25 protein-coding genes and 1 pseudogene are annotated in these 24,808 nt (G+C 68.0%); 12 read left to right on the top strand and 14 right to left on the bottom strand.

Annotated elements, in window-relative coordinates:
- Positions 1 to 132: 132 nt before the first annotated feature.
- The 5 genes from ACFOSH_RS03705 to ACFOSH_RS03725 all read right to left on the bottom strand — a co-directional run bounded on the left by ACFOSH_RS03705 (position 133) and on the right by ACFOSH_RS03725 (position 3,472).
- A complete protein-coding gene (locus ACFOSH_RS03705; RefSeq protein ID WP_378237276.1) occupies positions 133 to 543 on the bottom strand; it encodes an SDR family NAD(P)-dependent oxidoreductase in 411 nt (136 codons plus the stop codon).
- Complete coding sequence (locus ACFOSH_RS03710) at positions 540 to 1,100, bottom strand: TetR-like C-terminal domain-containing protein (protein WP_378237199.1); 561 nt, start codon at positions 1,098 to 1,100, stop codon at positions 540 to 542. The genes ACFOSH_RS03705 and ACFOSH_RS03710 overlap by 4 nt, the downstream gene beginning before the upstream one ends.
- Before the next feature lie 61 nt (positions 1,101 to 1,161).
- The gene (locus ACFOSH_RS03715) at positions 1,162 to 1,677 is read right to left on the bottom strand and encodes an SRPBCC family protein (RefSeq protein ID WP_378237200.1); all 516 of its coding nucleotides are present in this window, start codon (positions 1,675 to 1,677) and stop codon (positions 1,162 to 1,164) included.
- 18 nt (positions 1,678 to 1,695) lie between these two features.
- A complete protein-coding gene (locus ACFOSH_RS03720) occupies positions 1,696 to 2,613 on the bottom strand; it encodes a VOC family protein (RefSeq protein WP_378237202.1) in 918 nt (305 codons plus the stop codon).
- Between the two features lies 1 nt (position 2,614).
- Entirely contained in the window at positions 2,615 to 3,472 is an 858-nt protein-coding gene (locus ACFOSH_RS03725; RefSeq protein WP_378237203.1) for a fumarylacetoacetate hydrolase family protein, read from the bottom strand.
- Positions 3,473 to 3,607: 135 nt separating this feature from the next.
- Between ACFOSH_RS03725 and ACFOSH_RS03730 the strand changes: the two genes are divergently transcribed.
- Positions 3,608 to 4,336: a GntR family transcriptional regulator gene (locus ACFOSH_RS03730; RefSeq protein ID WP_378237204.1), complete on the top strand. Its 729-nt coding sequence runs from the start codon at positions 3,608 to 3,610 to the stop codon at positions 4,334 to 4,336.
- 141 nt (positions 4,337 to 4,477) lie between these two features.
- On the opposite strand, the gene ACFOSH_RS03735 is transcribed toward ACFOSH_RS03730, so the two are convergent.
- Positions 4,478 to 4,966 (bottom strand): DUF6326 family protein, encoded by a 489-nt coding sequence (locus ACFOSH_RS03735; RefSeq protein ID WP_378237205.1) that lies wholly within the window; start codon positions 4,964 to 4,966, stop codon positions 4,478 to 4,480.
- 161 nt (positions 4,967 to 5,127) lie between these two features.
- Between ACFOSH_RS03735 and ACFOSH_RS03740 the strand changes: the two genes are divergently transcribed.
- Together ACFOSH_RS03740 and ACFOSH_RS03745 are read left to right on the top strand one after the other, a co-directional pair.
- Entirely contained in the window at positions 5,128 to 6,270 is a 1,143-nt protein-coding gene (locus ACFOSH_RS03740; RefSeq protein WP_378237206.1) for a sensor histidine kinase, read from the top strand.
- The gene (locus tag ACFOSH_RS03745) at positions 6,267 to 6,923 is read left to right on the top strand and encodes a response regulator (RefSeq protein ID WP_378237207.1); all 657 of its coding nucleotides are present in this window, start codon (positions 6,267 to 6,269) and stop codon (positions 6,921 to 6,923) included. The genes ACFOSH_RS03740 and ACFOSH_RS03745 overlap by 4 nt, the downstream gene beginning before the upstream one ends.
- 24 nt (positions 6,924 to 6,947) lie before the next feature.
- Here ACFOSH_RS03745 and ACFOSH_RS03750 read toward each other — a convergent pair whose 3' ends face one another.
- From ACFOSH_RS03750 to ACFOSH_RS03765, 4 genes are read right to left on the bottom strand one after another with little or no spacing between them, the layout of a single operon-like run.
- Positions 6,948 to 8,309 carry a flavin monoamine oxidase family protein gene (locus tag ACFOSH_RS03750; protein ID WP_378237208.1) on the bottom strand — a complete coding sequence of 454 codons (1,362 nt, stop codon included), beginning with the start codon at positions 8,307 to 8,309 and terminating at the stop codon, positions 6,948 to 6,950.
- Positions 8,306 to 9,361 (bottom strand): alpha/beta hydrolase, encoded by a 1,056-nt coding sequence (locus ACFOSH_RS03755; protein ID WP_378237209.1) that lies wholly within the window; start codon positions 9,359 to 9,361, stop codon positions 8,306 to 8,308. Before ACFOSH_RS03755 ends, ACFOSH_RS03750 begins: the two co-directional genes overlap by 4 nt.
- Positions 9,358 to 10,881: a flavin-containing monooxygenase gene (locus ACFOSH_RS03760; protein ID WP_378237210.1), complete on the bottom strand. Its 1,524-nt coding sequence runs from the start codon at positions 10,879 to 10,881 to the stop codon at positions 9,358 to 9,360. Before ACFOSH_RS03760 ends, ACFOSH_RS03755 begins: the two co-directional genes overlap by 4 nt.
- Positions 10,878 to 11,264, bottom strand: coding sequence for a hotdog fold domain-containing protein (locus ACFOSH_RS03765; RefSeq protein ID WP_378237211.1), 387 nt, complete (start codon positions 11,262 to 11,264; stop codon positions 10,878 to 10,880). The genes ACFOSH_RS03760 and ACFOSH_RS03765 overlap by 4 nt, the downstream gene beginning before the upstream one ends.
- Positions 11,265 to 11,477: 213 nt before the next feature.
- Between ACFOSH_RS03765 and ACFOSH_RS03770 the strand changes: the two genes are divergently transcribed.
- Genes ACFOSH_RS03770 through ACFOSH_RS03795 form a run of 6 tightly spaced genes read left to right on the top strand, consistent with a single transcriptional unit; the run spans position 11,478 to position 19,142 of the window.
- Positions 11,478 to 12,137, top strand: coding sequence for a hypothetical protein (locus ACFOSH_RS03770; protein WP_378237212.1), 660 nt, complete (start codon positions 11,478 to 11,480; stop codon positions 12,135 to 12,137).
- Entirely contained in the window at positions 12,130 to 13,467 is a 1,338-nt protein-coding gene (locus ACFOSH_RS03775) for a glutamine synthetase family protein (protein ID WP_378237213.1), read from the top strand. Before ACFOSH_RS03770 ends, ACFOSH_RS03775 begins: the two co-directional genes overlap by 8 nt.
- Positions 13,464 to 14,225 (top strand): gamma-glutamyl-gamma-aminobutyrate hydrolase family protein, encoded by a 762-nt coding sequence (locus tag ACFOSH_RS03780; protein WP_378237214.1) that lies wholly within the window; start codon positions 13,464 to 13,466, stop codon positions 14,223 to 14,225. The genes ACFOSH_RS03775 and ACFOSH_RS03780 overlap by 4 nt, the downstream gene beginning before the upstream one ends.
- Entirely contained in the window at positions 14,222 to 16,573 is a 2,352-nt protein-coding gene (locus ACFOSH_RS03785; RefSeq protein ID WP_378237215.1) for an AMP-binding protein, read from the top strand. Before ACFOSH_RS03780 ends, ACFOSH_RS03785 begins: the two co-directional genes overlap by 4 nt.
- Entirely contained in the window at positions 16,570 to 17,667 is a 1,098-nt protein-coding gene (locus ACFOSH_RS03790; protein WP_378237216.1) for a Zn-dependent alcohol dehydrogenase, read from the top strand. The genes ACFOSH_RS03785 and ACFOSH_RS03790 overlap by 4 nt, the downstream gene beginning before the upstream one ends.
- 20 nt (positions 17,668 to 17,687) lie before the next feature.
- Positions 17,688 to 19,142 (top strand): aldehyde dehydrogenase family protein, encoded by a 1,455-nt coding sequence (locus tag ACFOSH_RS03795; protein WP_378237217.1) that lies wholly within the window; start codon positions 17,688 to 17,690, stop codon positions 19,140 to 19,142.
- A 13-nt stretch (positions 19,143 to 19,155) separates the two neighbouring features.
- Here ACFOSH_RS03795 and ACFOSH_RS03800 read toward each other — a convergent pair whose 3' ends face one another.
- Complete coding sequence (locus ACFOSH_RS03800; RefSeq protein ID WP_378237218.1) at positions 19,156 to 19,764, bottom strand: TetR/AcrR family transcriptional regulator; 609 nt, start codon at positions 19,762 to 19,764, stop codon at positions 19,156 to 19,158.
- Between the two features lie 228 nt (positions 19,765 to 19,992).
- On the opposite strand from ACFOSH_RS03800, the gene ACFOSH_RS03805 reads away from it, so the two are divergent.
- Together ACFOSH_RS03805 and ACFOSH_RS03810 are read left to right on the top strand one after the other, a co-directional pair.
- A complete protein-coding gene (locus ACFOSH_RS03805; protein ID WP_378237219.1) occupies positions 19,993 to 20,697 on the top strand; it encodes a transporter in 705 nt (234 codons plus the stop codon).
- A 38-nt stretch (positions 20,698 to 20,735) separates the two neighbouring features.
- Positions 20,736 to 22,049 (top strand): NAD(P)/FAD-dependent oxidoreductase, encoded by a 1,314-nt coding sequence (locus ACFOSH_RS03810; RefSeq protein ID WP_378237221.1) that lies wholly within the window; start codon positions 20,736 to 20,738, stop codon positions 22,047 to 22,049.
- Positions 22,050 to 22,231: 182 nt separating this feature from the next.
- Here the strand turns inward: ACFOSH_RS03810 and ACFOSH_RS45095 are convergent.
- Positions 22,232 to 22,414, bottom strand: a pseudogene (locus tag ACFOSH_RS45095) (IS701 family transposase); the annotation flags it as partial.
- A 122-nt stretch (positions 22,415 to 22,536) separates the two neighbouring features.
- Here ACFOSH_RS45095 and ACFOSH_RS03820 point away from each other — a divergent pair.
- Positions 22,537 to 22,806: a hypothetical protein gene (locus ACFOSH_RS03820; protein ID WP_378237223.1), complete on the top strand. Its 270-nt coding sequence runs from the start codon at positions 22,537 to 22,539 to the stop codon at positions 22,804 to 22,806.
- A 48-nt stretch (positions 22,807 to 22,854) separates the two neighbouring features.
- Here ACFOSH_RS03820 and ACFOSH_RS03825 read toward each other — a convergent pair whose 3' ends face one another.
- Positions 22,855 to 23,865 (bottom strand): Glu/Leu/Phe/Val dehydrogenase family protein, encoded by a 1,011-nt coding sequence (locus ACFOSH_RS03825; protein ID WP_378237224.1) that lies wholly within the window; start codon positions 23,863 to 23,865, stop codon positions 22,855 to 22,857.
- A complete protein-coding gene (locus ACFOSH_RS03830) occupies positions 23,862 to 24,761 on the bottom strand; it encodes a DMT family transporter (RefSeq protein WP_378237225.1) in 900 nt (299 codons plus the stop codon). Before ACFOSH_RS03830 ends, ACFOSH_RS03825 begins: the two co-directional genes overlap by 4 nt.
- Positions 24,762 to 24,808 lie beyond the last annotated feature (47 nt).

The raw sequence follows: 24,808 nt of genomic DNA on the forward strand, positions 1-24,808 counted from the left end.
GCTGCCGCAGGTCCGCCGCGGTGGTTTTCGGCGAAGTCGCGGCGGGTGAAGCACAGTTGCTGTCTTCACCGGTTCCCGATCAAGAAATACTTTTGTTCGTGGTCGTTGGGCAACTGGCCGAAGCCCGCGCTGTCAGGCGTCGCGAACCGAACGGCGCGGATCTTGTCCGGTGGCTGCCGGACGAGGCCGGCAGCCACCGGACAAGGGGTACTCAGGCGCGCGGGATCCGGGGCAGGAGCAGGTACGGCCGCTGCTCCTCGTTGCTGTGCAGGTGTCGGCGAACGGCGTCGGCAGGAAGATCCCGGCCGCGTGCACGAGCACGTCGATGCCTCCGAAGTGCGCGAGCGTGCGGTCGACGACTTTTCCGGGACCGGTGCCGGTCGTGAGGTCGGCGGCGATCGGCTCGGCCTCCGCGCCCGCCGCCCTCAGCTCCGCGGCGACCGTCCCGAGGCGCTGCGCGTCCCGTCCGACCGGGGCGACCCGTGCAGCGGGAGTATGTGTCAGCGGAACAGCTAATGCAAGGTTTCCTGCGATAGGGATCAGGTCGTGCGCAGCGCCTGGTCCACCAGGGCGTCCAGGTCCTGGTCAGGGGACTCGTAGCCGAAGACCGCGCGCAGGTAGATAGGTGCGAGCACGACATCGAAGATGTGGGCGGCGGTCGGCGGCTTGCCACCCGCCGCCTCGACCCGGTCCAGCGCCCGCTGCATCTGGGTGGTCCGCTGTCGCAGATACCGGGCGGCGTCGGCACCGGTCGGAGCGGGCTTGCCACCGGCGAGCGGGGAGGTGGCCGCGGCGAGCGCGTGGAACAGCGCGAACCCCTCACGCGTCTTCACCTGTCCGGCGACCGAATGCGCCCAGTCGAGCAGATCACGGCGCAGGTCACCGCTGTCGGGGAACGGCGACTCGTCGTTGAGCTGCGTGACCGCGACGTCGAGCACCAGTGACTCGATCCGCCCCCAACGCCGGTAGATCGTCACCTCGTGTACACCCGACCGTTCGGACACTTCCCGCACCGACGGCTGGTCATGCCCCTCGGCGAACAACTCGCGCACCGCGGTGCGCGTACGGGCCGTACGGCCTCCAGGGCGAGTGCCTGCCATAGAGTCAGGCTAACGTCCGGATCGAGTGCAACGGTCGACAGCAGGCTCCCGGACGTGCGTCTCACCCTGCCGTGCCCTCGAGGTGTGCCTTGATCAGTTCCAGGCCGGGCTGGATGCGGGCCGGGTCCTCGACCGGGTGCGGGCCGGGCGGCTCGGTGTCCGGGACCAGTCGTTCGAACAGGCGGCAGAACAGGGTCGTTCCAACACCGAGGTCGAACGTGGTGAAGGTGGCGATCGCGTGCATCGCCGGGGCCAGGGAGCCGTCGTCGAGCACGTCCCGGCCGACCACCGTCCACAGCTTCCCGGGGACCCGCGCCACCACGGTGTAGAGCTTCGGCTTCTCGTTCAGCTCCGGCCGGATGGTCTCGAGCAGTACGTCGCCCATCTCGGCGGGGACCCCTTCGGTGCCGCGCCGCACCTCGGTGCCGAGGGCCATCGGCAGCCATTTCGGCAGGTTCGACCAGGTGGTCACCCAGTCGTACACGGCCTGTACCGGGCGGTCGATGACGATGCGGTTCTCGACGAACCGGATGTTCAGGTCGTCCGGGATCTGGGGGACATACAGTTCCACTGGCATGACTTTCTCCTTTGCTGATCAGGGTGCGTGTTGTCCGGTCATGAGCGCGGCGAGGTCGTCCGGTTCCAGGAACGACGGTGGCGGGGGCGGGCCCCAGCTGAACAGGCCTTGGGCGCCGTCGAAGACTTCCGGGGTCCAGATCTCGTCCTCGGGGATGCAGTCCATGTCGGCGTAGTACTCGCTGAAGTTCCCCGCCGGATCCTTGAGGTACCAGAAGAAGTTGGATCCCGCGTAGTGCCTGCCGAGGCCCCAGACATGGCGCTCGGGGTCGCCTGCCAGCATCGCCGCCGCGCCCCGCCCTACGTCGTCGATGTCGTCGACCTGCCAGGACGTGTGATGCAGGAAATTCACCGGTGCCGCGAGCGCCAGCACGTTGTGGTGATCGACCGAGCAGCGCATGAAGGCGCCCTTGTTCCCGATGTAGTCACTGACCTTGAAACCGAGTCCCTCGGTGAAGAACCCCATGGTGGCTTCGAGATCGGTCGTGCCCACCACGCAGTGGCCGAGCTTCTTGGGCCGGATCGGGTCCTCACGCAGCACTCCGGGCGCGCGGCCGAACCGCTCGATGCGACCGGGCCCGTTGTAGGGGGTGGCAGGGACGGGCCGCTGCACGATTCTCGGCGCGATTTCGACGCGGACGGTGAAGCCGGAAACCGGCTCGATCGCGGTGACCGCGGTACCGTCCGTGCCGCCCGCCACGCCGAGGTGATCAAGCCGTGACGCGGCCCGCGCGACGTCGTCGACATCGTCGACCCCCACCCCGAGTTCGAGCACCCGCCGGGATACGGCGTGCCGGACCCGCAGCTGCTCGCCGCCTTCGCGCGTGCTGAAGGCCCCGTCGCCGAGGTGGGTGAGCCCGAACTCGGAGTAGTAGGCGATGGTTTCCGCGACGTTCGGGACACCCATGGTGACCCGGGTGAGGCGGTGCATGCCCATGTCAGTCCTCCTGTGCGGTAACGAATGTCTGGCGCATCTCACCGATGCCTTCGATCCAGCTCACGAGGTGTTCGCCTGCCCGCAGGAACCGCTTCGGCGTGCGGCCCATGCCCACGCCCGCCGGGGTCCCGGTGAAGACGAGATCGCCCGGAAACAGGGTGATGGTCCGCGGCAGTGCGGATACCAGCCTGGCGACCGGGTAGATCAGTTCGCGGGTGCGGCCGTCCTGCACGGTCTCGCCGTCGACCGCGCAGCCGAGCGCCAGGTCGTCCCGGTTCGCCAGCTCGTCCGGCGTGACAAGCCACGGCCCGACCGGCGCGAAGTTCGGAAAGGATTTGCCCAGGCTGAACTGCGGCGCGGGGCCGGCCAGTTGCGCGACGCGCTCGGAGAGGTCCTGTCCGATCGTCACCCCGGCGACGTGGTCCCACGCGTCGGATTCCGCGACGCGGGTGGCGGTCCGGCCGATGACGGCGACGAGTTCCACCTCCCAGTCCACGTCACCACCGGCCGGCAGCACGACCTCCGCGTCGGGTCCGGTCAGTGAGGAGACGAACTTGGTGAATGTCGGAGGAAGTCCTTCCGGTGCTTCGAAACCGGACTCGGCGGCGTGGGCGTCGTAGTTCAAGCCGATCGCGATGATCTGCCGCGGGGCCGGTGAGGGAGAGCCCAGCTGCGCGCGGGTGAAGACGACACCGGGTTCGGTGGGCGGGTGTTGCGCCCAGGCCCGGAACTCGTCCCAGTTCCGGTAAACGGACCCGAGACCGGGGCCGAACTTGCCGCCCGACGCGGTTTCGACGTCGATTCCGGTGTCGTCGGCGGTCAGCAGCACCGCACGTCCGTCCACATTGGCCAGTTTCATGACTTCACCTCTCCGGGATTCGGCCTGGATCGGCCGGCTCGTCGGTGCCCGCGGGAACGACGCTGAATTAAATTCGAAACTAGACACAAACTTTCGAAAGTTCAACCCAGATTCGTAAAGTGCTAGGCTGGAGGCATGACCAAGAGCGGCGGAGCGACCCGCACCGACGGCATCCACCAGGCGTTGCGCGCCGACATCCTCGCCGGTCGGCTGGTACCGGGCGACCGGCTCAAGTTCCCGGACCTGGCCGATCGCTACCAAGTGAGCGTCGGTGCCACTCGCGAGGCGCTGACGAGACTGGTCGCCGAAGGATTGGTGGTGGCCAGGCCGCGTCAGGGGTATCTGGTCCGCCCGCTGTCCCATCAGGATCTGGCCGAACTGACACAGGCGCGGGCGGAGATCGAGTCCCTGGTACTGGGGCTGTCAGTACGGGAAGGAGACACTCGCTGGGAAGCTGATGCCGTTGCCGCGCACCACTTTCTGGAACGCGCGCCGTATCGCGACCCGGCAGATCCGGACCACCTGTCCGACGAATGGGTGCAGGCACACGCGGCCTTCCACCACGCGCTGCTGGCCGGCTGCCGCAACCAGCGGCTGCTCGACGCGGCACGGTCGTTGCGACAGGAGGCCGAACTGTATCGGCAGTGGTCGGTATCCCTCGGCAACGAACCCGGCCGCGACGTCGCCGCCGAGCATCGAGCACTACTCGACGCCGTTCTCGCGCGCGACGCCGATCACGCGCAGGAACTGCTGCGTGACCACATCGCGCACACCGCCCGGCTGTTGATCAGCTGCGCATCCGATCAGCCCAACCAGACCGGGGAAGAAGCGGCCTCGCGGTCCTCAGTGACGAACACGTCGTGAAGCACCTCTGGCTCGGCCGCTTTCCCTGGCACCTGACCGTATTTCCCCGGCGACGCCCCCGCCGGGCAGTCTGGGCGGACGGCCGATGTGACCATCCGCCCACCCGTGAAGCTCATGCGTGGTTCCGTGCTTCTCGTCAGTTCACGCTTGCTGTTGGGCGCGAACGGTTTCACCGTCCGGGATGGCCGTCGTGGCCACCGCCGGTGCGGTGCGGGGCCAGGTCCAGGCGTACCGCAGGATGAGGACGAGAAGGATCACTTCCAGGGCGACGCCAAGTCCGTAGAAGTACGGCCAGGACCCGCCCGCCATGTTGAAGGCCGCGTAGGGGATCTGTACCGAGGCCACGATGAGGTTCGTGACGCGGTTCGCCCTGGCGGGCAGCGTCATCGACAGCACGACCATGAAGATCGGGATCGCCATGAGCGTGAGGAAGAGGACGTACAACGGCTGGCTGATTTCGAACTTGAAGACGACGCCTGCCAGGATGTCCGTGACGACGCCAGGCTTGAAGAAGGCGAGAATGTCCACGTAGGCGTACAGGAACATGACGCCTGTCCACGCCGCGGCGAGCTTGGCCTTCACCGGGATCCGCGGGTCTTCTAGTGTGGTGGTGGGTTGACGTGTTCTCAACGTGGGCTCCGTAATGTGGTGAGGATCGGTAGGCCCACGATCGCTGAGCCCGGTGGCGGGTACATCGGCATCGAGGCCGGACCCGCGCCACCCGTCAGGAGGACCGGCGTCTCGTTCTTTCGGTCGGTCCCAGACGCCTCGGCGGTCCCTAGGCTGGGCGGGTGACCACCAACGCCCTGAGCTCGCTGTGGACCGAGCCCCGCGCCACGGACGCGCCCGAACGGGTGCCGCGAGACTGGGTGCTGGTCGGGGTGGTGATGGTGGCGGCGCTGCTCGAGGGCGTCCTCCGGGACGACGTCGCCTGGCGGTCGTTCGCGACGATCGTGGCGGTCGGACTCGCGCCGGTGCTGCTGTGGCGGCGTACGCACCCGTTGGCCTGTGTCGTGATGGCCTTCGGCACCGCGATGGCGTTGGGACTGGCGAGCCTGCTGGGCGGGATTCCGAGCGTGGGCCTCGACACGATGATCTACGTCCTGGTGCTCGTCTACGCGCTGGTTCGCTGGGGCTCAGGGCGCGAGATCGTGGCCGGGCTGACGGTGGTCGCGGTCGCCGCGGGTATCGGCATGGTCCCCGACCACATCGGGACGGCCGAGGTCGTCGGCGGGTTCGGCATCCTGGCCGCGGCGGCGGCGGGCGGAGCGGCGTTCCGCTACCGCGCCGAGAGCCGGCGCCGGGCGCTGGACCAGAGCCGCAGCCAGGAGCGGGTCGGCCTCGCGCGTGAGCTGCACGACATCGTCGCCCACCACGTCTCGGCGATCGCGGTGCAGGCGCAGGCGGGCCGGGCGATGGCCGGGCAGCGACCTGAAGCGGCGCTCGAGGCACTGGTGGTCATCGAAGGGGAAGCGTCGCGGACGCTCGCGGAGATGCGGGCGATGGTCCGGGTGCTGCGCGACGGAGCGCCTGCGGAGTACGCACCCAAGCCCGGCGTCGCCGACCTGGTGTCCCTCGCCCGACGCACCCCGGTCCCGGTCGTCGACGTAGAGTTGCCTGCTGACCTGGACGAACTTCCGCCCCAGGTCGACGCGGCGGTCTACCGGCTGGCGCAAGAGGCGCTGACCAACGCCCTGCGGCACGCCCGCAACGCCTCGCGGGTGGAGATCCGGGTCGTGGCGGGCGCGGGAAGGCTGCGACTACGGGTGACCGACGACGGACAGGTCGACCCGGCACGCTCGGCGAACCACGGCTTCGGGCTGCTGGGGATGACCGAGCGCGTGCAGCTGCTCGGCGGCACGCTGGGTGCCGGGCCGGAGCCCGAGGGCGGGTGGACGGTCGACGCCGAACTGCCGACGAAGGTACGCCGATGACGGTGCGGGTGCTGGTGGCCGACGACCAAGATCTGGTGCGCACCGGTCTGTCGATGATCCTTGACGCGCAGCCCGACATCGAGGTCGTCGGCCAGGCCGCCGACGGCCACGCCGCCGTCGAGCTGGCGCACCGGCTCCGCCCCGACGTGTGCCTGGTCGACATCCAGATGCCCGGACTCGACGGCATCGAGGTGACCAAGCTCCTCGCGGGGCGGGGCGTCCCGGACCCGATCGCGGTAGTGGTGATCACGACCTTCGACCTCGACGAGTACATCCAGGGTGCGCTCCGGTCCGGCGCCCGAGGCTTCCTGCTCAAGGACGCCGGGCAGGCGCTGCTCGTCCAGGCCGTCCATGCCGCCGCCGTCGGCGATGCCCTGATCGCGCCGAACATCACCCGGCGACTGCTGGCCACCCTCGCGGCCAGGGAACCGTCGAGCCGGCGGATCCAACCGATCGAGCCGCTCACCGAACGCGAGGAGGAGGTGCTGATGCTGGTCGCCCGCGGCCGCACGAACGCCGAGATCGCCGGCGAGCTGTTCATCGGCTTGACGACCGCCAAGACCCACGTCGCCAGCCTGCTGACCAAGATCGGCGTCCGAAACAGGGTCGAGATCGCGATGTGGGCGTACGACACCGGCCGGGTGGGGGGCTGAACCGAACCTGACGTGCGTGCACGGTCAGTGCTCCGAGCGGGACAGGTCCGCCAGAATCTGTTCCGCGGCCCGTTCGCCCGATGAGGCGGCGTCGGCGAGTGAGGGCATGTCGAGCTGGTAGTCGCCGGCCAGGTGGAGGGGACCGAGGTGGTGGCGCAGCGTCGGCAGCGAGGCGCGTCCGCCGGGTGCCCAGAACGGCACGACCCGGCGATGACGTCGGACGATCCCGGCGTCGAGCTTTCCTTCGAGTTCGGGGTAGAGCGAGAGGAGGTCCGCGGTGAATCGGTTGACGATCTCCTCGTCGGTGAGCTCGAAGAGCTTGTCGGCCACTGCACCGCCCGCGAAGCAGGCCAGCGCGCCGCCTGACTTCCGTGGGCCAGGACCGCGCAGGGCCGCGGCGTGGTTGAACATCGCTTGGAACGACAGCTGGGGGGTCGACACGGCGATGTGGTCGTCCCACCGTTGCGGGCCCTCCTCGTGGGTGAAGTAGCCCACCACCACGTACCGGCCGTAGTGGATGTCGTCGAACGCCTTCCGGTACGCGGACGGGAGATCGGGCATGATCTTCACGGCCACGTCACCGGGAACGGCGACGATCGCGCGGCGGGCGCGTATCCGCGCGGGTCCGTTCTCGTCTTCGTAGCCGACGACGACGCCGTCGTCAGTGCGTTCCACCGACTTCACCGGCGAATTCAGCCGCAGCCGGTCGCCGAGGTCGGCGGCCAGGATGTCGGTGAGGGTCTGGTTTCCTCCTTCCGGCAGGGAGAAGTTGGGCACCTTCGCCGGGTCGGTCAGGAGAATGCCCATCGAGAAGACGAATTGGGTCGCGGCGGTCTCTTCGGGCTCACAGCCCATCCATTGGCCGGACCAGGACCGGACCATGTCCCGCGCGACCTCGGAGCCGATCCCGCGGAGCACGTATGACGCCGAGAGGGTGTCGAGCTTCGCCCGGACCCGCTTGGCGAGGGGATTGTCCGGGTTCATCTGCAGGAACGGTGCCGCCGCCAGGATGCGGGCGCCGACGATCGCCAGCCCGACCCGGTCCTTGATGGTCATCCGGGAGCGGAACATCAGGCCGAACGGATTCGAGGTGTCGACCTGTTTTCCGTGGAGTGCGAGGGCGACTTTCTTGCCCGCCAGCGTTCCCATCGGGACCCGGTGGCGTTCGAGGGCTTCGATCAGTGTCCCGGTGCCTTCGGTGAACTGGGTTCCGAGGTTGATCCAGTAGTCGCCGCGGCGAACGGACTCGACACGTCCTCCGGCGCGGCCGGTGGCCTCGAGCACGACGACGTCCCGGTCGGACAGGGTGGTCGCCGCCATCAACCCGGCGATACCGGCACCGATCACGACGACGTCCGCCGTGTGCTCGTGGGTGGGTTCGGTCATGACGCGCTCCGTTCCGGTGTCGACGCCAGTGCCTCGGAAACGGCCCGCACCAGCCGTCGCGTGGCTGTCCTGCTGCTCGGGCTGATCGCGGTGAAGGCGATGTATCCGTGCACGAGCCCGCGTTCGTGGATCACGTCGGCGGGAACGCCCTGTGCGGCCAGCGCGGCCGCGTAAGCGAGGCCGTCGTCGCGGAGCGGGTCGAATCCGGCGACTGTCACGATGGCGCGGGGGAGACCTGTCAGGTCATCGGCCCGCAACGGGGAAACCCGGAGGTCGCGATGGTCTGTTCCGTCGGGGAGGTAGTGCCCCATGAACCAGGCGATCTGCTTGGCCGACAACGCGGGCGACCCGGTGAACTCGTTCTGGGAAGGACGCCGCCGCGAGATGTCGGTGACCGGCTGGACGAGCACCTGCATCATCGGCTGTACGCGATGCCCACGAAGTCGCTGGCAGAGCACAGCGGCGATGTTGCCTCCGGCGCTTTCCCCGGCGACGACGATCCGGTGTGGGGCGAGGCCCCAACCGGGCGCATGCTCGACGGCGTACTGCCATGCGGCGTGCGCGTCGTCGTGCGCCGCCGGGAACGAGTGCTCAGGTGCGAGCCGGTACTCGACGGACAGGACGTCCGCGCCCGTTCCTTGGGCGAGCATCCGCGCCGGCGCGGCGTAACTGGCGCGGCTCCCCAGGACGAAACCGCCGCCGTGGAAGAAAAGGATCAACCCTCGCGACGGCGTGCCGGAGCTGTAGCGGGTCGCCCGCAACCCATCGCCGAGATCCAGTTCCTGTTCGATCGCGCACGGGGCGATCCGGTCGGCGAACAACGCCGCGTCGCGCTCGGTCACCTCGCGGGCGGTGGTCACCGGCAGGTCGCTGTAGTCGCCACCGGCTTCGGTGAGCTTCAGCAGGAGGGCGATGTCGGCGGCCATCCGATCGCCGGCGCTGTTGACCGGCGGGCGCAGCAGCGACCTGAGGAGCGGGGCCGGGGTGCGGCTCAAGGCGATGACAAGGGCCCGCTGGAGACGCTGGCTCAGCGTGAGAGATGCCGCGGTCATGAGTCCACCGCCGCGCCCGTGAGATCGGTGGACGCGGGCGCCCGAACGGAGAAACGGATGTTCTGGTCGACCAGCCGTCCCTTGAAGAGCCGGTTGTCCTTGACGAACGTCGTGTGCATCCGCCACGGCAACTCGGTGCCCTGGCGGGGGAGTTCGGGTTTCGCCCGCTGCATGTAGCCCGCGGTGAGATCGAGGAGATCCGTGGTGGCGAGCCCGTCCGGTACGACCGGGACTGCGATGTCGTACCCGTTCGCGTCCATGCGGCGGAGCACGTCGCCGACCAGGCGGCATACGTTGCTCAAGCGGAGGGTCCACGACGCTTTCGTGTAGCCGAGCATCATGGCCCAGTTCGGGATCCCGGAGATGAGGGCGCCGCGGTAGAGGAGGGTGTCGGACATCTTCACCGGGCGACCGTCCACTGTGGGCTGGATGCCGCCGAGCAGTTGCATGACGAGGCCGGTCGCGGTGACGACGAGGTCGGCTTCCAGTGTCTTGCCCGACTTCAACAGGATGCCGTTCTCGCTGAAGCGGTCGATCTGGTCGGTGACCACGTCGGCGTTGCCGTCGCGGAGTGCTGTGAAGAACTCCCCGTCCGGGGTGACGCAGAGACGTTCGTCCCACGGGGCGTAGGGCGGGTTGAAATGCGTGTCCACGTCGACGTTCGCCGGAAGCTCCTTGAGCGTCCACTTGCGCAGCGCTTTCCGTCCGAAATCGGGGAACTTGCGCAGGGTGCTGACGAGCAGGAAGTCGATCCAGATGTTCTTCAGGCGCGTGGCCGCGTAGCCGCGCTTGGCCCCGAGCAGCTTGGTGAGCTTGACGGCGATGGTGTCGATCCGCGGCTGGGAGGCGATGTAGCTGGGGGTGCGCTGGAGCATGGTCACGTGTGCCGCGGCGCCGTCACCCGTCAGCATGGCCGGGAGCATCGTCACCGCCGTCGCGCCACTCCCGATGATCACGACACGCTTGCCGCGGTGGTCGTAGTTTTCGGGCCAGTGCTGGGGATGCAGGATGTCGCCTCGGAAGTCGTCACGCCCTTCGAAGTGGGGCGTGTGCCCCTTGTCGTAGCGGTAGTAGCCGGTCGCGCTGAAGACGAAGCGGGTCTTGATGATCTTCGTGCGTTCGTTGCCGGTGTCGTCGGTCGTGCTCACCCGAAGCGTCCACTGTGCTTCGTCGCTCGACCAGTCGGCGGAGGTCACCTTGTGCCCGAGCCGGAGGACGTCGTCCAAACCGAACTCGCTCACCGTCTCGTCGAGGTATTCACGGATCAACGGCGCTTCCGCGATCGCGCTGCGATGCCGCCACGGCTTGAATTCGTAGGCGTAGGTGTGCAGGTCGGAGTCGGACCGGACACCCGGGTAGCGGAACAGGTCCCAGGTGCCGCCGATCGAGTCGCGCGACTCCAGCAGGATGACCTTCTTGTCGGGGAAGTCGGCCATCAGGTGCCGGGCCGCGCCGATACCGGAGATCCCGGCGCCGATGACGACGATGTCGGCGGCCTCCGTCGCGTCTGCGTCCTTCATGCTGCACTTCCTTCTTCGTTCCGGTTCTGGGGGATGACACCGGTCCCGCGGGCGCGAGTGGCGACGAGGGGTTCGGCGAGGACTTCCGCTCCGCCCGTGCGATCGACAGCGCGAGCGATGACGCGTAGCTCGAAGTCGATCGTCCGGCTCCGTGTGCCTTTCGCCGCGAGCCGCGCTTCGACCTCGATGACGTCGCCGCCGCGCACCGGCGACAGGAATTCCACGGACGAGTAGCCCGCGAAGAGACCCTCATGACCGTCCGTGACGATCGCGAGATGAGTGCCGGCGTCGCCGAACAGCGCCAGGCCGAACGCTCCGTCGACGAGGTTGCCGGCGTAGTGAGCCTCGGCGTGGGCGACATAGCGCTGATGGATGACGTGCATGGGAGCTCCTGTTCGGAGACTTACTAGGTCATCTGATTAAGTCAGATGGCCGAGTGTGTGGCATCTTCCCTCGCCCGTCAAGTGGCGGTGTGGGCGCTCGCTCGAACGGGTCTGTTGACAAGGCGCTGAACGGCGCTCATCATCTTCGTCAATTGATCGAGTCATTTGACTAACTACGGCGTGAATCCTCGCCAAGATCGAAAGGGCCGACGGATGGCCGAGATCATGACGTTCCCCGAAGCGCCCGTGAAAGAGGGTTCGGCTTCCCTGATCGCGATCGAGGACGACGCGAGTCCGGTCGTCCGGCTGATCGGCCGCACCTTGCGTGACTCCTCGCGGATCGGTCACGCACCGGATGTCTTGGGCCGGTCCACCGGCACCGTGGCGGTCCGCTCCCACGACACACCGCAGGCCGCGACGATCTCCTTCGGTGGCAAGACGATCGCGGTGACCAGCGGAGTCGTGATCGAACCCGACGCGACGGTCGTCGTCGACCTGCAGGCGCGCTTCGTGTCCACACTGGAGTCCGCCGGTGACGTCGTCCTGGCCTCCGGAATCTTGCGCGCGTTGGCGCCGCCGCTACCGCACTGGCGCGCCGCTGCCCGGCATTTCTGGGCGGTGACAAGGGAAATCCCGGGTGTTCCGGAGGTTCTGGTCGTGGACGCCGATGGACCCGACGGGCCGGAGCGGGCCCGGTTCGGCGACGGGGTGACCGAGTATCTGATGGCGGCTCCGCCCGACCTTCTCGCCGGTGTTTTCAGCGGGGCGGACGACTTCGCTGCCTCCCTGGCAGCCGGTTTGCGGGTCAGAGGCACGTTGTCACAGCTGTCGGTCATGACGGCCGCTTCCTGGAGGGTTCGGTTCGATGTCTGACCTCACGAAGTCCGCCGTGCGCCTCGAAGCGACGAACCACGACGGAAGCCTTCTGGGCAAGAACGTGTCGATCACGAAGTTCGCCTCGGGCAAGAAAACCGGCTTCGCCTTCGCCGACATCCTGTTCGCCATCGACCTCGGCAACGAGATCGTCCTCGGCGACGCTTTTCCAGACTGGCGTGGCAATCTCTACGACATCCAGATGATCCCCGACCTGTCGACGCTCGTCGAGTGGAAGCCGGGCCTGGATTCGGTCATCGGGGACTACTGGCTCAAGGACGGCACACCGGTGCCGATCTGTCCGCGGAATCTCGTACGGAAGCTGATCGCCAGGCTGGCGGTTCTCGGATACACCGCGACGATCGCCGTGGAGATCGAGGCGACGCTGTTCGAAGAATCCGTTCAGGAGGCGCGAAAACGCGGGTACCGGGACCTGACCCCGTTGGGCGGTGGCACCGGGGCCACGTACCACTTGGCCAGGTCCAAGGACTGGGTCGACTACATGGAGGCGGTCGTCGACCGCCTTGATCGTGTCGGCATCGCGTGGGAGGCATGGACCGACGAAGCCGCCGCCGGGCAGACGGAGCTGAACCTGGCGCCGACGGATCCGATCACCCTGGCCGATTCTTGGGCGCGGACCCGGCAGGTCATGCGAGAAGTCGCGTTCGAGCAAGACCACACCGTCACCTTCATGGCCAAGCCGACAGCGGGCTATGGACAAGGCGCCCACATCAACCTGTCGCTCCAGAGCGACGGAGTGAACAGGTTCTTCGCCGAAGACGGCCCGTCCCCGCTGATGCGGCACGCGGTCGGGGGACTGCTGGCCACGATGGCGGGCAACACCTCGCTCGCGTTGCCGCAGATCACGTCCTACCGGCGGCTGGTGGACTTCACCGGACCACCCACCGTCGTGAGCTGGGGCGTCAACAACAAGACGGCCGCGGTCCGGGCCATCACCGGTCACCCCAAGTACTCGCGGCTCGAGTACCGGCTTCCCGGTGCCGACGTCAATCCCTACCTCGCGCTGGCAGGCGTACTGGCCGGGGTGCTGGCGGGCATCGAGAGGGCGATCGAGCCACCGGAGCAGATCACGGACATGGCGTGGTGTCTTCCCGAAGGCTCCGGAGTGACCCGGATTCCCGACACGATGTCGAAGGCGGGTGCGGCCCTGGACGCCGATCCTCTGCTGCGCGAGTACCTCGGTGACGAATTCGTGGACTTCTGGGTCGCGTCACGGCGATGGGAGTGGATGGAGTTCCACACCAAAGGCGGCGACCCGTTCGCCGAGCTCTCCCAGTGGGAGTCCACCCGCTACTTCGAGTTCCCGTGAACGCGCGTCCGCTGATCGGCATCACCGGCAGGCGGTTCCGGCTGGAGCTGATCAAGGGAGCCGACGAGCGGTACGGCGACCGTTGTCTCGACAGCTACATGTCGGACTTCGCGGGCCGGATCGCGCAGGCAAGTGGTCTTCCGGTGCATCTCTCCTACGACACCGACGCGACCGCGATCTGTCACCAGCTCTCCGGCGTGGTGATCACCGGCGGGCAAGACGTCCACCCGGCGTTCTGGGGTGGCGACCCGGGAGTGGTCCGTGGCATCGATCCGCGAACCGACCCGATGGTCCACGACGCGGCCCGGGACGAGTACGAGATCGCGCTCGTCCGTGCCGCTCTGGAGCAAGGGATTCCGGTGCTCGGTGTGTGCCGGGGGATGCAGGTGCTCAACGTCGCGCTCGGCGGCACCCTCGTCGCCGACCTACCTGCCGGGCCGGTGAGCCATCTGTCGGCGGAGGCCGCGCCGACAGACGGCACCGCCGATCATCTTGTCTCCTTCGTAAAAGGCTCGATCGCCGCTGGACTGTTCGGCGAGCACGCGATGACCAACTCCTGGCACCACCAGGCCGTCGACCGCTGCGGTGCCGGTCTGGTCGTGACCGGGAGGGCGAGTGACGGCGTGATCGAGTCGGTCGAGCTGCCGGGTGCCCCGGTGCTCGGAGTCCAGTGGCATCCGGAGTGGATGAAGAGCGAGGACCCGGCGATGGCATGGATCGTGCAGGCCGCGGCGACGAGACGAAGGAGCCTGCCATGACCGCGAAAGTGACAGCCGGACAGGCGGCCGACGACCCCGCCGTCCCGACGCTGACCGGGTTGCTGGTGCAACGGGTGCGGGACACCCCGGAACGAGAGTTCCTGCGTTTCGGGGAGCGGTCCTGGAGCTTCGCCGAGATCGACGACTGGACTTCCCGGCTGGCGCACCGGCTGATCGAGGCTGACGGAGTCCGGCCGGGCGACCGGGTCGCGATCATGCTCCCGAACGTCGTGCACTGGCCCGTGGCGTGGCTCGCCGCGCTGAAGGCGGGCGCGGTCGCCGTCCCGATCAATAGCTCCTATCAGCGGGCCGACCTCGCCTTCGTCCTGCGGGACTCGGGGGCACGCGTCGTGTTCACCGACGCCCTTCGCCGGGACATGATCGTCGAGGTCGTCGCCGGTGAGGACGAGGTCGCCGACGTCCGCGTCGTCGATGTCGCCGACGACGGGGCGGAGCCGTTCCCGGCGACGCCGCCGGCGGTGCCGGTGGACGGCGGTGTGCTGGCGAACCTGCAATACACGTCGGGCACGACCGGCTTCCCCAAGGCGTGCATGCTCACCCACGACTACTGGGTCCGGCTGGGCTGGATCTGCGCGTCGGCGACCGGGCTCGGACCTGAAGACGTTCTCCTTACAGCGCAGCCGTTTTCCTACATGGATCCACAGTGGAACACCGCGCTGGCCCTCACGGTCGGCGCCCCGCTGGTCGTACTGCCCCGCTTCTCCGCGTCGACCTTCATGACGGACGTCCGCAGACACCGCGCGACCTTCTTCTACGTCCTCGGGTCCATGCCCACGCTGCTGTTCAAACAGCCGCCTTCCCCCGAAGACCGCGACAACGATCTCCGGCTCGTGTTCTGCTCGGGAATCCCGGCCGGTCTGCACGTCCGTCTGGAGGAGCGCTGGGGCGCACCGTGGCGCGAGGTCTACGGGATGACCGAGTCCGGGATCGACCTGTTCAGCCCCTTCGGCGACATCGACGGGGTGGGGAGCGGGAGCCTGGGACAGCCGGTACCGACGAAACAGGTCCGCGTCGTCGATCTCGACGGGAACGAGGTGCCCGACGGTGAAGCCGGTGAACTGACCATCGCGGGCACACCGATGATGACCGGCTACTGGAACCGCCCGGAGGACACCGCGCGGGTGTTGCGGGACGGCTGGCTCCACACCGGCGATGTCGTTGTCCGCCACCCGGACACCGGCATCCGGCTGGTCGGGCGGATCAAGGACATGGTGCGGCGCGGTGGCGAGAACGTCGCGAGCGTCGAAGTCGAAGCCGCCCTGGAGCGGGACGATCTCGTGGTCTCGGCCGCCGTCGTCGCCGAACCCGACGAGACCCTCGGCGAAGAGGTCAAGGCGTTCGTCCAGCTGGCGGTAGGCGTGCCCGCCGGCCGTGCGACGGCCGAGCGGATCGTCGAGCGGGCGAGCAAGGAACTCGCGCGCTTCAAGGTGCCGCGCTACGTCGAGTTCGTGACCGATTTCCCCCGCACCCCGTCCGAACGCGTTTCCAAACCGGCGCTGAAGACCCGCGCCGCGGACGATCCCGGCGTGACCTACGACCTCGGCCCACGGCGTGCGCGTGGGGGATTCCTCGACATCGGCATCGTCCGGGGCGTGGCGGTGCTGACGCTCCGTCGGCCGGAGAAGCTCAACGCCCTGGACGTCGCCACCCGGCTGCGGCTGGCGGCCGCCATCCGCAAATTCGGCACCGGGGAGCGCGTGCGCGGCATCGTGCTCACCGGCGAGGGACGAGCCTTCTCCGCGGGCGAGGACCTCCGAAGCGCGCCGGCCACGGACGACGAGATGCGTGAGGCGTTCGCGAGTTTCCACGACATCACCAGGGCGATTCTGGAGACGCGGGTGCCCGTGCTCGCGGCCGTGAACGGACTCGCGGTCGGGGGAGCGTCTGAGATAACCCTGTGCTGCGACGCGCGCATCGGAACCCCGGCGGCGGAGTACTTCCAACCGGAGAACTGCCGGGGCATCACGATCTCGAACGCGTCCAGTGTGCTGTTGCGGCGCCTCATCGGAAACCACGCGACGCGCCTGGTTCTCGGCTCCCCGCGTATCCGGGCCGACGAAGCGCTGCGGATCGGTCTTCTCGACGAGATCGTCGAGCCCGGCGTCCTGATCGATCGCGCCATCGACACCGTCATCGAGTGGACCCCCGAAGGCAACATGACGGCTCTGCACCTCGCGCTCCTGCGCCCCCTGACAGAGGACGTCGAAGCGGCGTTCGCCCGGGAAGACCTCGCCGCCGTTCAGGCGTGGGAAAGCGGGCTCCTGACCGCGGGTATCGAGGGTTTTTTGTCCACTGACAGAGGATCCAAAGAGGAGACTTCGACATGATCGACACCCAAGCCGCGGTGCTGACCGCGGTCGGCGCGCCGCTCGAACTGACCGTCATCCGGGTGGACGACCCGGAGCCGCACGAGGTGCGGGTCGCGGTCACGAACGTCGGCCTGTGCCACAGCGATCTGCACTACATGACCGGAACGGTGCCGACCGCACTACCGGTCGTGGTCGGCCACGAGGTGGCCGGTGTGGTCGAGGCGGTCGGCTCGCAGGTGTCCGGGCTGCGCCCCGGGGACCGCGTGGTCGGCGCGCTGACACCGTCCTGCGGTCGCTGTACGAACTGCGAAGCCGGGCGGTCGACTCAATGCCGCCGCCTGGCGGAGATCCGACGGCGTCCTCGGCCCGCGTTCCAGACCACGGACGGCGAGCCGATCGAGCGGCTCGGTGACGTCGGGGCCTTTTCCCGGCATGTCCTCATGCGCGAGAACTCGCTGGTAAAGCTCCCCGATGGCGTTCCCTTGCACGTCGGATGCCTCCTGGCCTGCTGCGTGATCACCGGTGTCGGCGCCGTCTTCCGCGGCGCCCGAGTGCGACCGGGCAGCACGGTGGCGGTCATCGGCTGCGGCGGCGTCGGATCGGCCATCATCCAGGGCGCCCGGCTCGCGGGAGCCTCGGCCATCGTCGCGATCGACCTGGACGACGCACGCCTCAAGGCCGCGCGCGGCTACGGCGCCACCCACGTCATCAACGGTGGCGACGGAGACCCGGTCGCGGACCTCCACCGCCAGTTGGGTGGCGGCGTGGACTACGCCTTCGAAGCGGTCGGTTCGGCTCGCACCGCGGCGACGGCCTTGGCCCTCGTGCGGCCGACGGGTACGGCCTGCCTGGTCGGGATCGCGCCAGGAGGCACCGAACTCAGTGTCCCGGCGTCGGATTTCTTCTTCGAAGAGAAGCGGCTCATCGGCTCGTATATGGGCTCGGGTCACGCGCGGGAGGACATCCTGCAGTTCGCGCGCCTGTATCAGCAGGGACGCCTGCTGCTCGACGAGATGGTGACGCGCGTCATCCCCTTCGGCGAGATCAACGAGGGCTTCGAGGAGATGAAGTCCGGTGATGTGACCCGCGTCGTCGTCGATCTCCAGTCCTGACGGGTGAAGGAAACGTGAAGATGAGCAACGAGATTCCGCTGCCGGTGAACTACATCGCCGACGCCTGGAGCGAATGCGAGACGGTCCACGACGCGTGGAACGTCGACCCCAATACACGCGAACCCGTCCACCGCTCGGTCACGACGGCACCCGACGACGTCGAACGCGCACTGCGGCACGCGGAGCGCGTGTACGACGTCGGACGCTGGGACGAGGACGCGCGCCGGGAGCGCGCCGGCCTGCTTGAGCGCGTCGCCGACATCATCGAGACCCGCGTCGAGGACATCGCGCGCACGGATTCGCTGACCAGCGGCACGCCGATCAGCGTCACGCGCAAGGTCGCGGCCTTCCTGCCCCTGAGGATCCGGGCGTCGGCGGCGGACCTGGTGACCATCCCGCGGGTCACCGCGCTGGAGGCCGGCGGCCGGGAAGTCCGCCTCTACAAGGTGCCGTGGGGGCCCGCCGCGATCCTCACGCCGTGGAACGGCCCGAGTTTCATCCCGGCGGCCAAGGTCGCCAGTGCGGTCGCCGCGGGTTGCCCGGTCATCCTCAAACCTTCGGAACACGCGCCCGGCAGTGCGCGGATCATCGCCGAGTGCTTCGTCGAGGCCGGCCTGCCGAGCGGCGCGCTGCAACTGGTACACGGTGGCGGCGACGTCGGCGCCAGGCTGACCGCGGACCCCCGCGTCAAGATCGTCTCGTTCACCGGTGGACCCGGCGCCGGGCGGGCCATCGCGCGGGCGGCCACGGAAGACTTCAAGGTCCTGCAGTTGGAGCTCGGCGGGAACAACCCGGTGCTCGTGCTGGACGACGCCGATCTCGACGTCACCGCGGACGGCATCCTCGACGGCATGACCAAGCTCAACGGTCAATGGTGCGAGGGTCCGGGCAAGATCCTCGCTCACCGAAGCCTGATCGCCCCTCTCCTCGAAGCGTTGACCGAGCGGATCTCCAAGCTCGTCGTCGGCCACTCGCTCGACGAGAACGTCCAGGTCGGCCCGATCTCCAACGCCCCGCACTTCGAGACCCTGCGGAGCAGGATCGAAGGGCTGCACGACCTCGGGGCGAACCTGCACAGGCCTGCTCGGCTACCCGAACTCGACGGCTACTTCCTGTCTCCGACCATCGCCGTCGGCGCCGATCCCTCCCAGGCCACCGCCGAGCTGTTCGGGCCGGTCGTCTCGCTGCACGCCGTGGACTCCGAGGAACAGGCGCTGCGCGTCGCCAACGCCCATCCCTCGGGGCTCGACGCGTACGTGTTCGGCGCCGACACCGACCGCGCGATCGACGTCGGCTCCCGCATCCTGGCAGGCGAAATCCGCGTCAACGGCGCCAAAGTCGCCGACCTCGCCGACGACTCGGCGCAGAGCTTCTGGGGCCCGGCTGGTATCGGCGGACACGGGCCCGCGGAGTCGGTGCGCGTCTTCTGCGGCGACCGGGTGGTCGGCGTCGATTCACCCGGGCTGCCCTTGTGACGCCATCATCCGTTCAGGACGCCACGGGCGTGGACCCGAGCCGGGCCGCGAGCCAGCTGTCGAGTACCGACATCGCGATCTCGATCTGTCCCAACGCCGCGGCCCGGTCCCCGTAGGTCAGCCAGCTCGCGGCGAAACCATCGGCCAAGGCGGCGATGACGAACGCGATCTCATCGACGACCTCCGGTCCGATCGGCTGATCCGAGTCGGCGTCGCGCAGTGCGGCACGCACCCTCTCGAGGGCCTTGTCGTACACCGCGATACCGCGGTCCTCGTGCTGACGTCGTGCCCAGCTGATGAGTTCCACCGTCGCCGCGGTGAAACTGGTCGATTCCAGATAGCACTCCATGACTCCGCGCAGCAGCGCTCGCGCCGTCTCCGTCAAGTCACCCTGGGAGTCGTTGGCCTTGATCACATCGAGGTACCGGCCCGCCACGAACTCGTAGACGTCGGCGAAGAGATCTTCTTTGGAGTCATAGCAGTAGTGCAGCATCGCCAGGTTCGCCTGAGCCTGCTCGGCGATCCGCCGGGTCGTTGCGCCTTCGATGCCGTAGGTCGCGATGACCTCGACGGCGGCCTTGATGAAGTGGCTACGCCGTTGGGCTGCGGGGATCCGCGGCACGAAATCCTCCCGGTGCACGTAGTTGGACGTTTGATTAAGTCAACGCAAGCCTAGCAGCGGAGAGCGGACAGACGGCCAGGTCGCCTGGTCATCCCCTGTCTTGGTCAAGCGACTTGATCGGATGGCCAACTTCGACGTAGCCTATGAGCCGGATCACGAGCCGGCTCGCTCTCCGCCCGCTCCGCCTTCAGCGCAGAGGTGAAGGCACGACTCAAAGGAATCAAGGACATGCAGGACCTGCTCTTCATGCTGGCCGATCTCTGGATGATCTTCGCCGGCTTTTGCTTCGGGGTGAAGTTCATCCGGCACTACAAAAACTATCTACTCGGGCTCGAATGGATGATCGTCGCCACATCGGGCTCGAACTTTCTCCTGTGGGCCTTGCTGGGCGGAGATCAAAGCAGCCCGCTGTACAGCATCGCGTATTTCTTCGACGCTTTCTCGCGCTCTGTCGGCATCACCCTCATTCTCGTCCTGGGCCTGATGCGGGTAACGCACCGGTACAAGCCCTCTGTCGCGGTCGATATCGGCGTGTTCGTGCTCGCCGCCGCAGCCGGGCTGTACCTCCAGCAGTTCCGCGCCGACAAGCTGCACATCGGTCCGGCGACGTTCTTCATCGTGGTCAACGTGCTCACGACGGTCTTCCTCGCCTACTTCGTCTGGCGGCTCTGGCGCATCGGCGCCACGAAGCAGGCCGTCGGCGCGGCACTGGTCACCATCGCGGGATCCGTCATCGCGATCACGTACGACTTCTTCCCGATCCCGGGCGACGACGCGCACCGGACGCTTTTCTACAGCGCTGCGCTGGCCACCTGGGGGTTCCAGATGTTCGCGTACTACTTCGCCTATCGCGCCCTGCACAACCGCAACGTGACGACAGGCGCCGAACCGGCCTCGGACCGGGGGCCTTCCGCGGTCGGCGCTCAGCCGTGACGAATTCCGTCCCGAAGGACTTGAGGAGAGGAATGACCATGCGTTCGACGGTTTCCGACGGCGTGACCTATTCGACGTTCACCGGATGGAGTGATCGGCCCACGGATTTCACGCCGGCGCTTGAAGGCCGGATTCACTGCGATGTCGCTGTTGTCGGAGGTGGCCTCGTCGGTATGGCTTCGGCGCTCCGGCTGGCCGAGCGTGGAGCCGACGTCGTCGTGCTCGAAGCCGGGTACTGCGGCTGGGGCGGCGCCTCGCGCAACGCTGGGTACCTGTCGAACGAGCTGGCCGGCGACCCGCAGATGCTGCGCTTCCTCTACCGGCGCCGGTTGCGGAACCTCATCCGCTACGCGGAGTCCTCGGCGCAGTTCGCCGAGAACCTGATCGATCAGCTCGGCATCGACTGTGAATACGACCGCACCGGCAGCGTCAACGCCGCGGTCTCCGCCGGACAGCTCCGGCGTTTGAAGAAAGGCGTGCGGATCCTCCGCGACGCAGGCGCCGACGTCGAATTCGTCGAGGGCCCCGAATTCGGCTTGCCCGACACTTTCCTGGGCGGAACCCATTTGCGCGGCGGGGGACTGCTGAACCCGGGAAAACTCGCGTCCGGATTGCGTGACGCGGTGCTGGCGTCGGGCGCGAGGGTGTTCGAACGCACGACTGTGCGAGCTGTCGAGCCAGATGGCGCGAAGGTCGTGCTCACCGTTCCCGGCGGCCGCGTCCACGCGGACCGCGTCGTGCTCGCCACCAACGCCCACACCCGCGACCTGGCGATCGCCCCGCGCGGTGTTGTGCCCGTGTGGACCAGCGTCGTCGAGACCGAACCTGTCGACCCCGGCCGGCTGGAAGCGATCGGCTGGACGTCCCGGGCCGGCATTGTCACCCCGCACACGATTCTCGAGAACTACCGGCGCACCGCACGCGGCACCCTCCTGTTCGGCACCCGCCGGCTCGAAGCAGCGCCGAGAGCGCTAGGCGCCCGAGAGCCCGGCCGCGCAGTGGTAGCGGACCTCGTCCGCGGCTTCCACGAACGGTTCCCGTCCCTGCGCTACGTCGCCCCGCGACGGACATGGGGCGGGTGGGTCGCGATCACGTCGTTCCTCCCGGTCGCCGGAGAAGTGGTCAAGAACGTCTTCTATGCCGTCAGCTGCAACGGCCACGGTCTCGCTCAGTCGCCCTATCTCGGCACGCTGCTGGCCGACCGCCTGGCCGGTGACGATCCGCACGACGATTTGCGCGCTGTGTGGCAGCCGCGGCCGCCGCGGCTGCCCTCGATCGCACTCAGCGCGCCATCCTTGCGGGCCGCGTGGGCTCTCGACCGGATCTCGGACCGCTTCAGCCACCGGCGCTGAATCCTCAAACCGGTTCCCGTGCGTTCGCCGTCGGTGTCATGCTGGGAGACGATGACGGCGTGACCCGGAAGCTGATGTTGCTGCTCGAACTGGTCCTCGCCGTCCTCGGTGTGGCCTGGCTGGTCTTGTTCCTGCGGGACCGGGAGTCGCTCGTCCCGTTGCCGGCGTGTGGCGTCTGTGCCAGTGGGACCAGGCCCGGTTTCGGCCAAGGTCCAGCCGTTCTTCCCCGCCAACGGCGCCAACAGGCCACGTACGTACGCACGAGCCCGGCGTCGCGGCTCGACCGGGGTGAAACGACCCGCGACCCGCGCGAACAGGTCATCCAGCCCGGCGATCCAGACAGCAAGATCCTCATCAGTCAACACAAGCTTGACAGACCACCCGCCCATAATCACAAAGTGCTGCTGGAGTATTTGCTCTAAGCGGTTCAGTGAGTCGAAAACTGAAGGCGCACCCTGGTGGGCGCAGCGCCCGGCGCCAGGAATCGGTGCACGAAGCCGTACGCGACCTGATGGCGGAAGCCGGTCGGGATGCCCTGACCGTGCTTTCGGTCGCGGCCAGGGCCGGAGTTGCACCGTCGACGAACTACCGGCGACAGGAACTACTGTCGGACGTGGCCGTCGAACGGTTGCGACCCGAGGCATTCCCGGAAGGCCACGGCTGCCTGACCGCTGACCTGACAGCCTGGGTACGTGACCAGGCGCGAACTCCGGTCGTCTTCGCTCTCGACGGCGACGAGGTCGCGGGAGTCGCGTAAGGTCACTTCGCCAAGGGCGGCTTCAGCCCCGGTCTGGCCGGTAAGCGATCAGGAGGATTCGAGCCGGGTTCGAGCGAGATCGTTCGCGGCCTGGTTCGTCGTGACTTTGTTGGTTTCCGCGTGCGCGAGCAGTGCGGAGATCGTCGTGCCGACTCCCTGAACCTGGTCTCGTGCCGTTTCCTCACTATGGCCCCGAAGCTGGGCCTGAAGGAAGATCACGCCGCCCGAGTTCACACAGAAATCCGGTGCGTAGATGATGTGCCGTTTCCGCAGTTCGTCCGCGAGTTCCGGGACGGCCAGGACGTTGTTGGCGCCGCCGGCGATGATCCGGCAACGAAGCGCGGGCACCACGTCCGGTGTGACCACTCCGCCCAGTGCGCAAGGCGCGAAAACGTCCAGCTCGCTCGTGGGCAAGGTGTCGGGGTCGACCACCGTCGCACCGGTCTCGGCGGCGAGCGAGACGGCGCGTTCCTCCTCCACGTCGCTCACTGTGACATCCGCGCCTTCCCGGACGAGCAGTCGTACCAGCGCGCTGCCCACATGCCCGGCACCTTGCACTCCGATTCGTGCGCCTTTCAGGTCGGTGCGGCCGGAAAACTCGGCGCAGGCCTTGATGCCGGCCGCGACGCCCAGCGCGGTCCAGGGTGACGGATCGTCCTGCGCGCATACCGGCGAAGTCACCTTGCCGATCTCTCGCAGGTCGGCTTGGTCGGTGCCCACGTCGTTCACCGGGATGAACCGGCCGTCGAACGTGGCGATCGCCCGTCCGTGGGCCAGCAGCCGTTCCGGTGTCTTGTCGGAAGTGTCCGCGGGAATGATGCTCCAGCCGCCACCGAGGTCCAGTCCGGCCGCGGCGGCTTTCACCGTCATCGCCTGTGCGAGCGCGAGGCATTCCGAGACGGCATCGCTCTCGTTCGGGTACGGGCGCATCCGTACGCCGCCGAGTGCAGGACCGAGGCGGGTGTCGTGCACCGCGATGATCGAGCGTGCTTCGCCGGCTGGGTCCCGGTCGATGACGACCCGTTCGAAGCCGTCGACAGAAACCTCTTCCACGGTCACTTTTCTCCCACCTTTTCTCGGGGTGTGCGCCGGGACACCGCCACGCCGATCAGGCACAGCGCGCCACCGGCGAACGACAAAGCCGCGGGGATCTCGTCGAGCACGACCCAGCTCATGAGGACTACCAGTACCGGGACCAGGTAGGTCGTGGCGCCCAGTTTCCCGGCCGTTGTCCGGGAGAGCGCGTAGGCCCAGGTGGAGAAGGCCAGGGCGGTCGGGAACACGCCCAGATAAACGATCTCCAGAAGAGCGCTCGGGGGAGCCGCCGCCACTTCCTGGATCAGCGATCCGGCGAAAGGCAGGCACACCAGTGCGCCGATCGCGTTGCCGAAGAGCGTCACCTGCAAGGCCGTCGCGGACCGCAGTGCCGGTTTCTGAGCGATCACGCCGACGGCGCTGCCCACCGCGGCGAGACCGCACAGCAGTACACCGATCAGACTCGCGCTTCCGCCGCCGGAGGAGGCGAAGCCGACCAGGACCGCGCCGGCGAAACCCAAGGCCAGGCCGACCATCAGCTGTGGCGGGAAACCCTCCTTGAGCAGCCAGCCTCCCAGCGCCGCCATCAGGATGGGGCCCAGGTTGATCACGAGTGAGGCGGTACCCGCGTCGATGCGTTGTTCACCGGCGTTCAGCGCGACCATGTACACGCCGAACCACGCCACCCCCGAGACCAGGATTCCCGGCCATGCCGCTCTGGGCGGGATGCCTTGCTTGCGTACCACCAGGAACGCGCCCAGCACCAGCGCTCCGGTCGCGAGCCTGCCCAAGGCGAGCGCTCCCGCGGAGATGTGTTCTCCGGCGTCTCGGATCACCACGAACGCCGACGCCCACAGAACGATCGTGATGCCTGCCGCGGCGAGCGCTCGGTAGTCGGTTTCCTGGCGTGTGATGGCCATGTCCGGCTTCGGTCCCCTCGCGCCCTTCCGGGGCCGTCGTTTCTCGT

Origin of the sequence: Amycolatopsis speibonae (assembly GCF_042647925.1) — a bacterium.
Lineage (GTDB): Bacteria > Actinomycetota > Actinomycetes > Mycobacteriales > Pseudonocardiaceae > Amycolatopsis > Amycolatopsis speibonae.

Excerpts from the sequence above, each read along its gene's own strand:
- ACFOSH_RS03785 (WP_378237215.1), top strand. The coding sequence starts at position 14,222 with ATGACCGCGAAAGTGACAGCCGGACAGGCGGCCGACGACCCCGCCGTC.
- ACFOSH_RS03810 (WP_378237221.1), top strand. The coding sequence starts at position 20,736 with ATGCGTTCGACGGTTTCCGACGGCGTGACCTATTCGACGTTCACCGGA.
- ACFOSH_RS03795 (WP_378237217.1), top strand. The coding sequence starts at position 17,688 with ATGAGCAACGAGATTCCGCTGCCGGTGAACTACATCGCCGACGCCTGG.
- ACFOSH_RS03770 (WP_378237212.1), top strand. The coding sequence starts at position 11,478 with ATGGCCGAGATCATGACGTTCCCCGAAGCGCCCGTGAAAGAGGGTTCG.
- ACFOSH_RS03730 (WP_378237204.1), top strand. The coding sequence starts at position 3,608 with ATGACCAAGAGCGGCGGAGCGACCCGCACCGACGGCATCCACCAGGCG.
- ACFOSH_RS03755 (WP_378237209.1), bottom strand. The coding sequence starts at position 9,361 with ATGACCGCGGCATCTCTCACGCTGAGCCAGCGTCTCCAGCGGGCCCTT.
- ACFOSH_RS03715 (WP_378237200.1), bottom strand. The coding sequence starts at position 1,677 with ATGCCAGTGGAACTGTATGTCCCCCAGATCCCGGACGACCTGAACATC.
- ACFOSH_RS03775 (WP_378237213.1), top strand. The coding sequence starts at position 12,130 with ATGTCTGACCTCACGAAGTCCGCCGTGCGCCTCGAAGCGACGAACCAC.
- ACFOSH_RS03765 (WP_378237211.1), bottom strand. The coding sequence starts at position 11,264 with ATGCACGTCATCCATCAGCGCTATGTCGCCCACGCCGAGGCTCACTAC.
- ACFOSH_RS03760 (WP_378237210.1), bottom strand. The coding sequence starts at position 10,881 with ATGAAGGACGCAGACGCGACGGAGGCCGCCGACATCGTCGTCATCGGC.
- ACFOSH_RS03745 (WP_378237207.1), top strand. The coding sequence starts at position 6,267 with ATGACGGTGCGGGTGCTGGTGGCCGACGACCAAGATCTGGTGCGCACC.
- ACFOSH_RS03725 (WP_378237203.1), bottom strand. The coding sequence starts at position 3,472 with ATGAAACTGGCCAATGTGGACGGACGTGCGGTGCTGCTGACCGCCGAC.
- ACFOSH_RS03750 (WP_378237208.1), bottom strand. The coding sequence starts at position 8,309 with ATGACCGAACCCACCCACGAGCACACGGCGGACGTCGTCGTGATCGGT.
- ACFOSH_RS03720 (WP_378237202.1), bottom strand. The coding sequence starts at position 2,613 with ATGGGCATGCACCGCCTCACCCGGGTCACCATGGGTGTCCCGAACGTC.
- ACFOSH_RS03790 (WP_378237216.1), top strand. The coding sequence starts at position 16,570 with ATGATCGACACCCAAGCCGCGGTGCTGACCGCGGTCGGCGCGCCGCTC.
- ACFOSH_RS03805 (WP_378237219.1), top strand. The coding sequence starts at position 19,993 with ATGCAGGACCTGCTCTTCATGCTGGCCGATCTCTGGATGATCTTCGCC.
- ACFOSH_RS03830 (WP_378237225.1), bottom strand. The coding sequence starts at position 24,761 with ATGGCCATCACACGCCAGGAAACCGACTACCGAGCGCTCGCCGCGGCA.
- ACFOSH_RS03710 (WP_378237199.1), bottom strand. The coding sequence starts at position 1,100 with ATGGCAGGCACTCGCCCTGGAGGCCGTACGGCCCGTACGCGCACCGCG.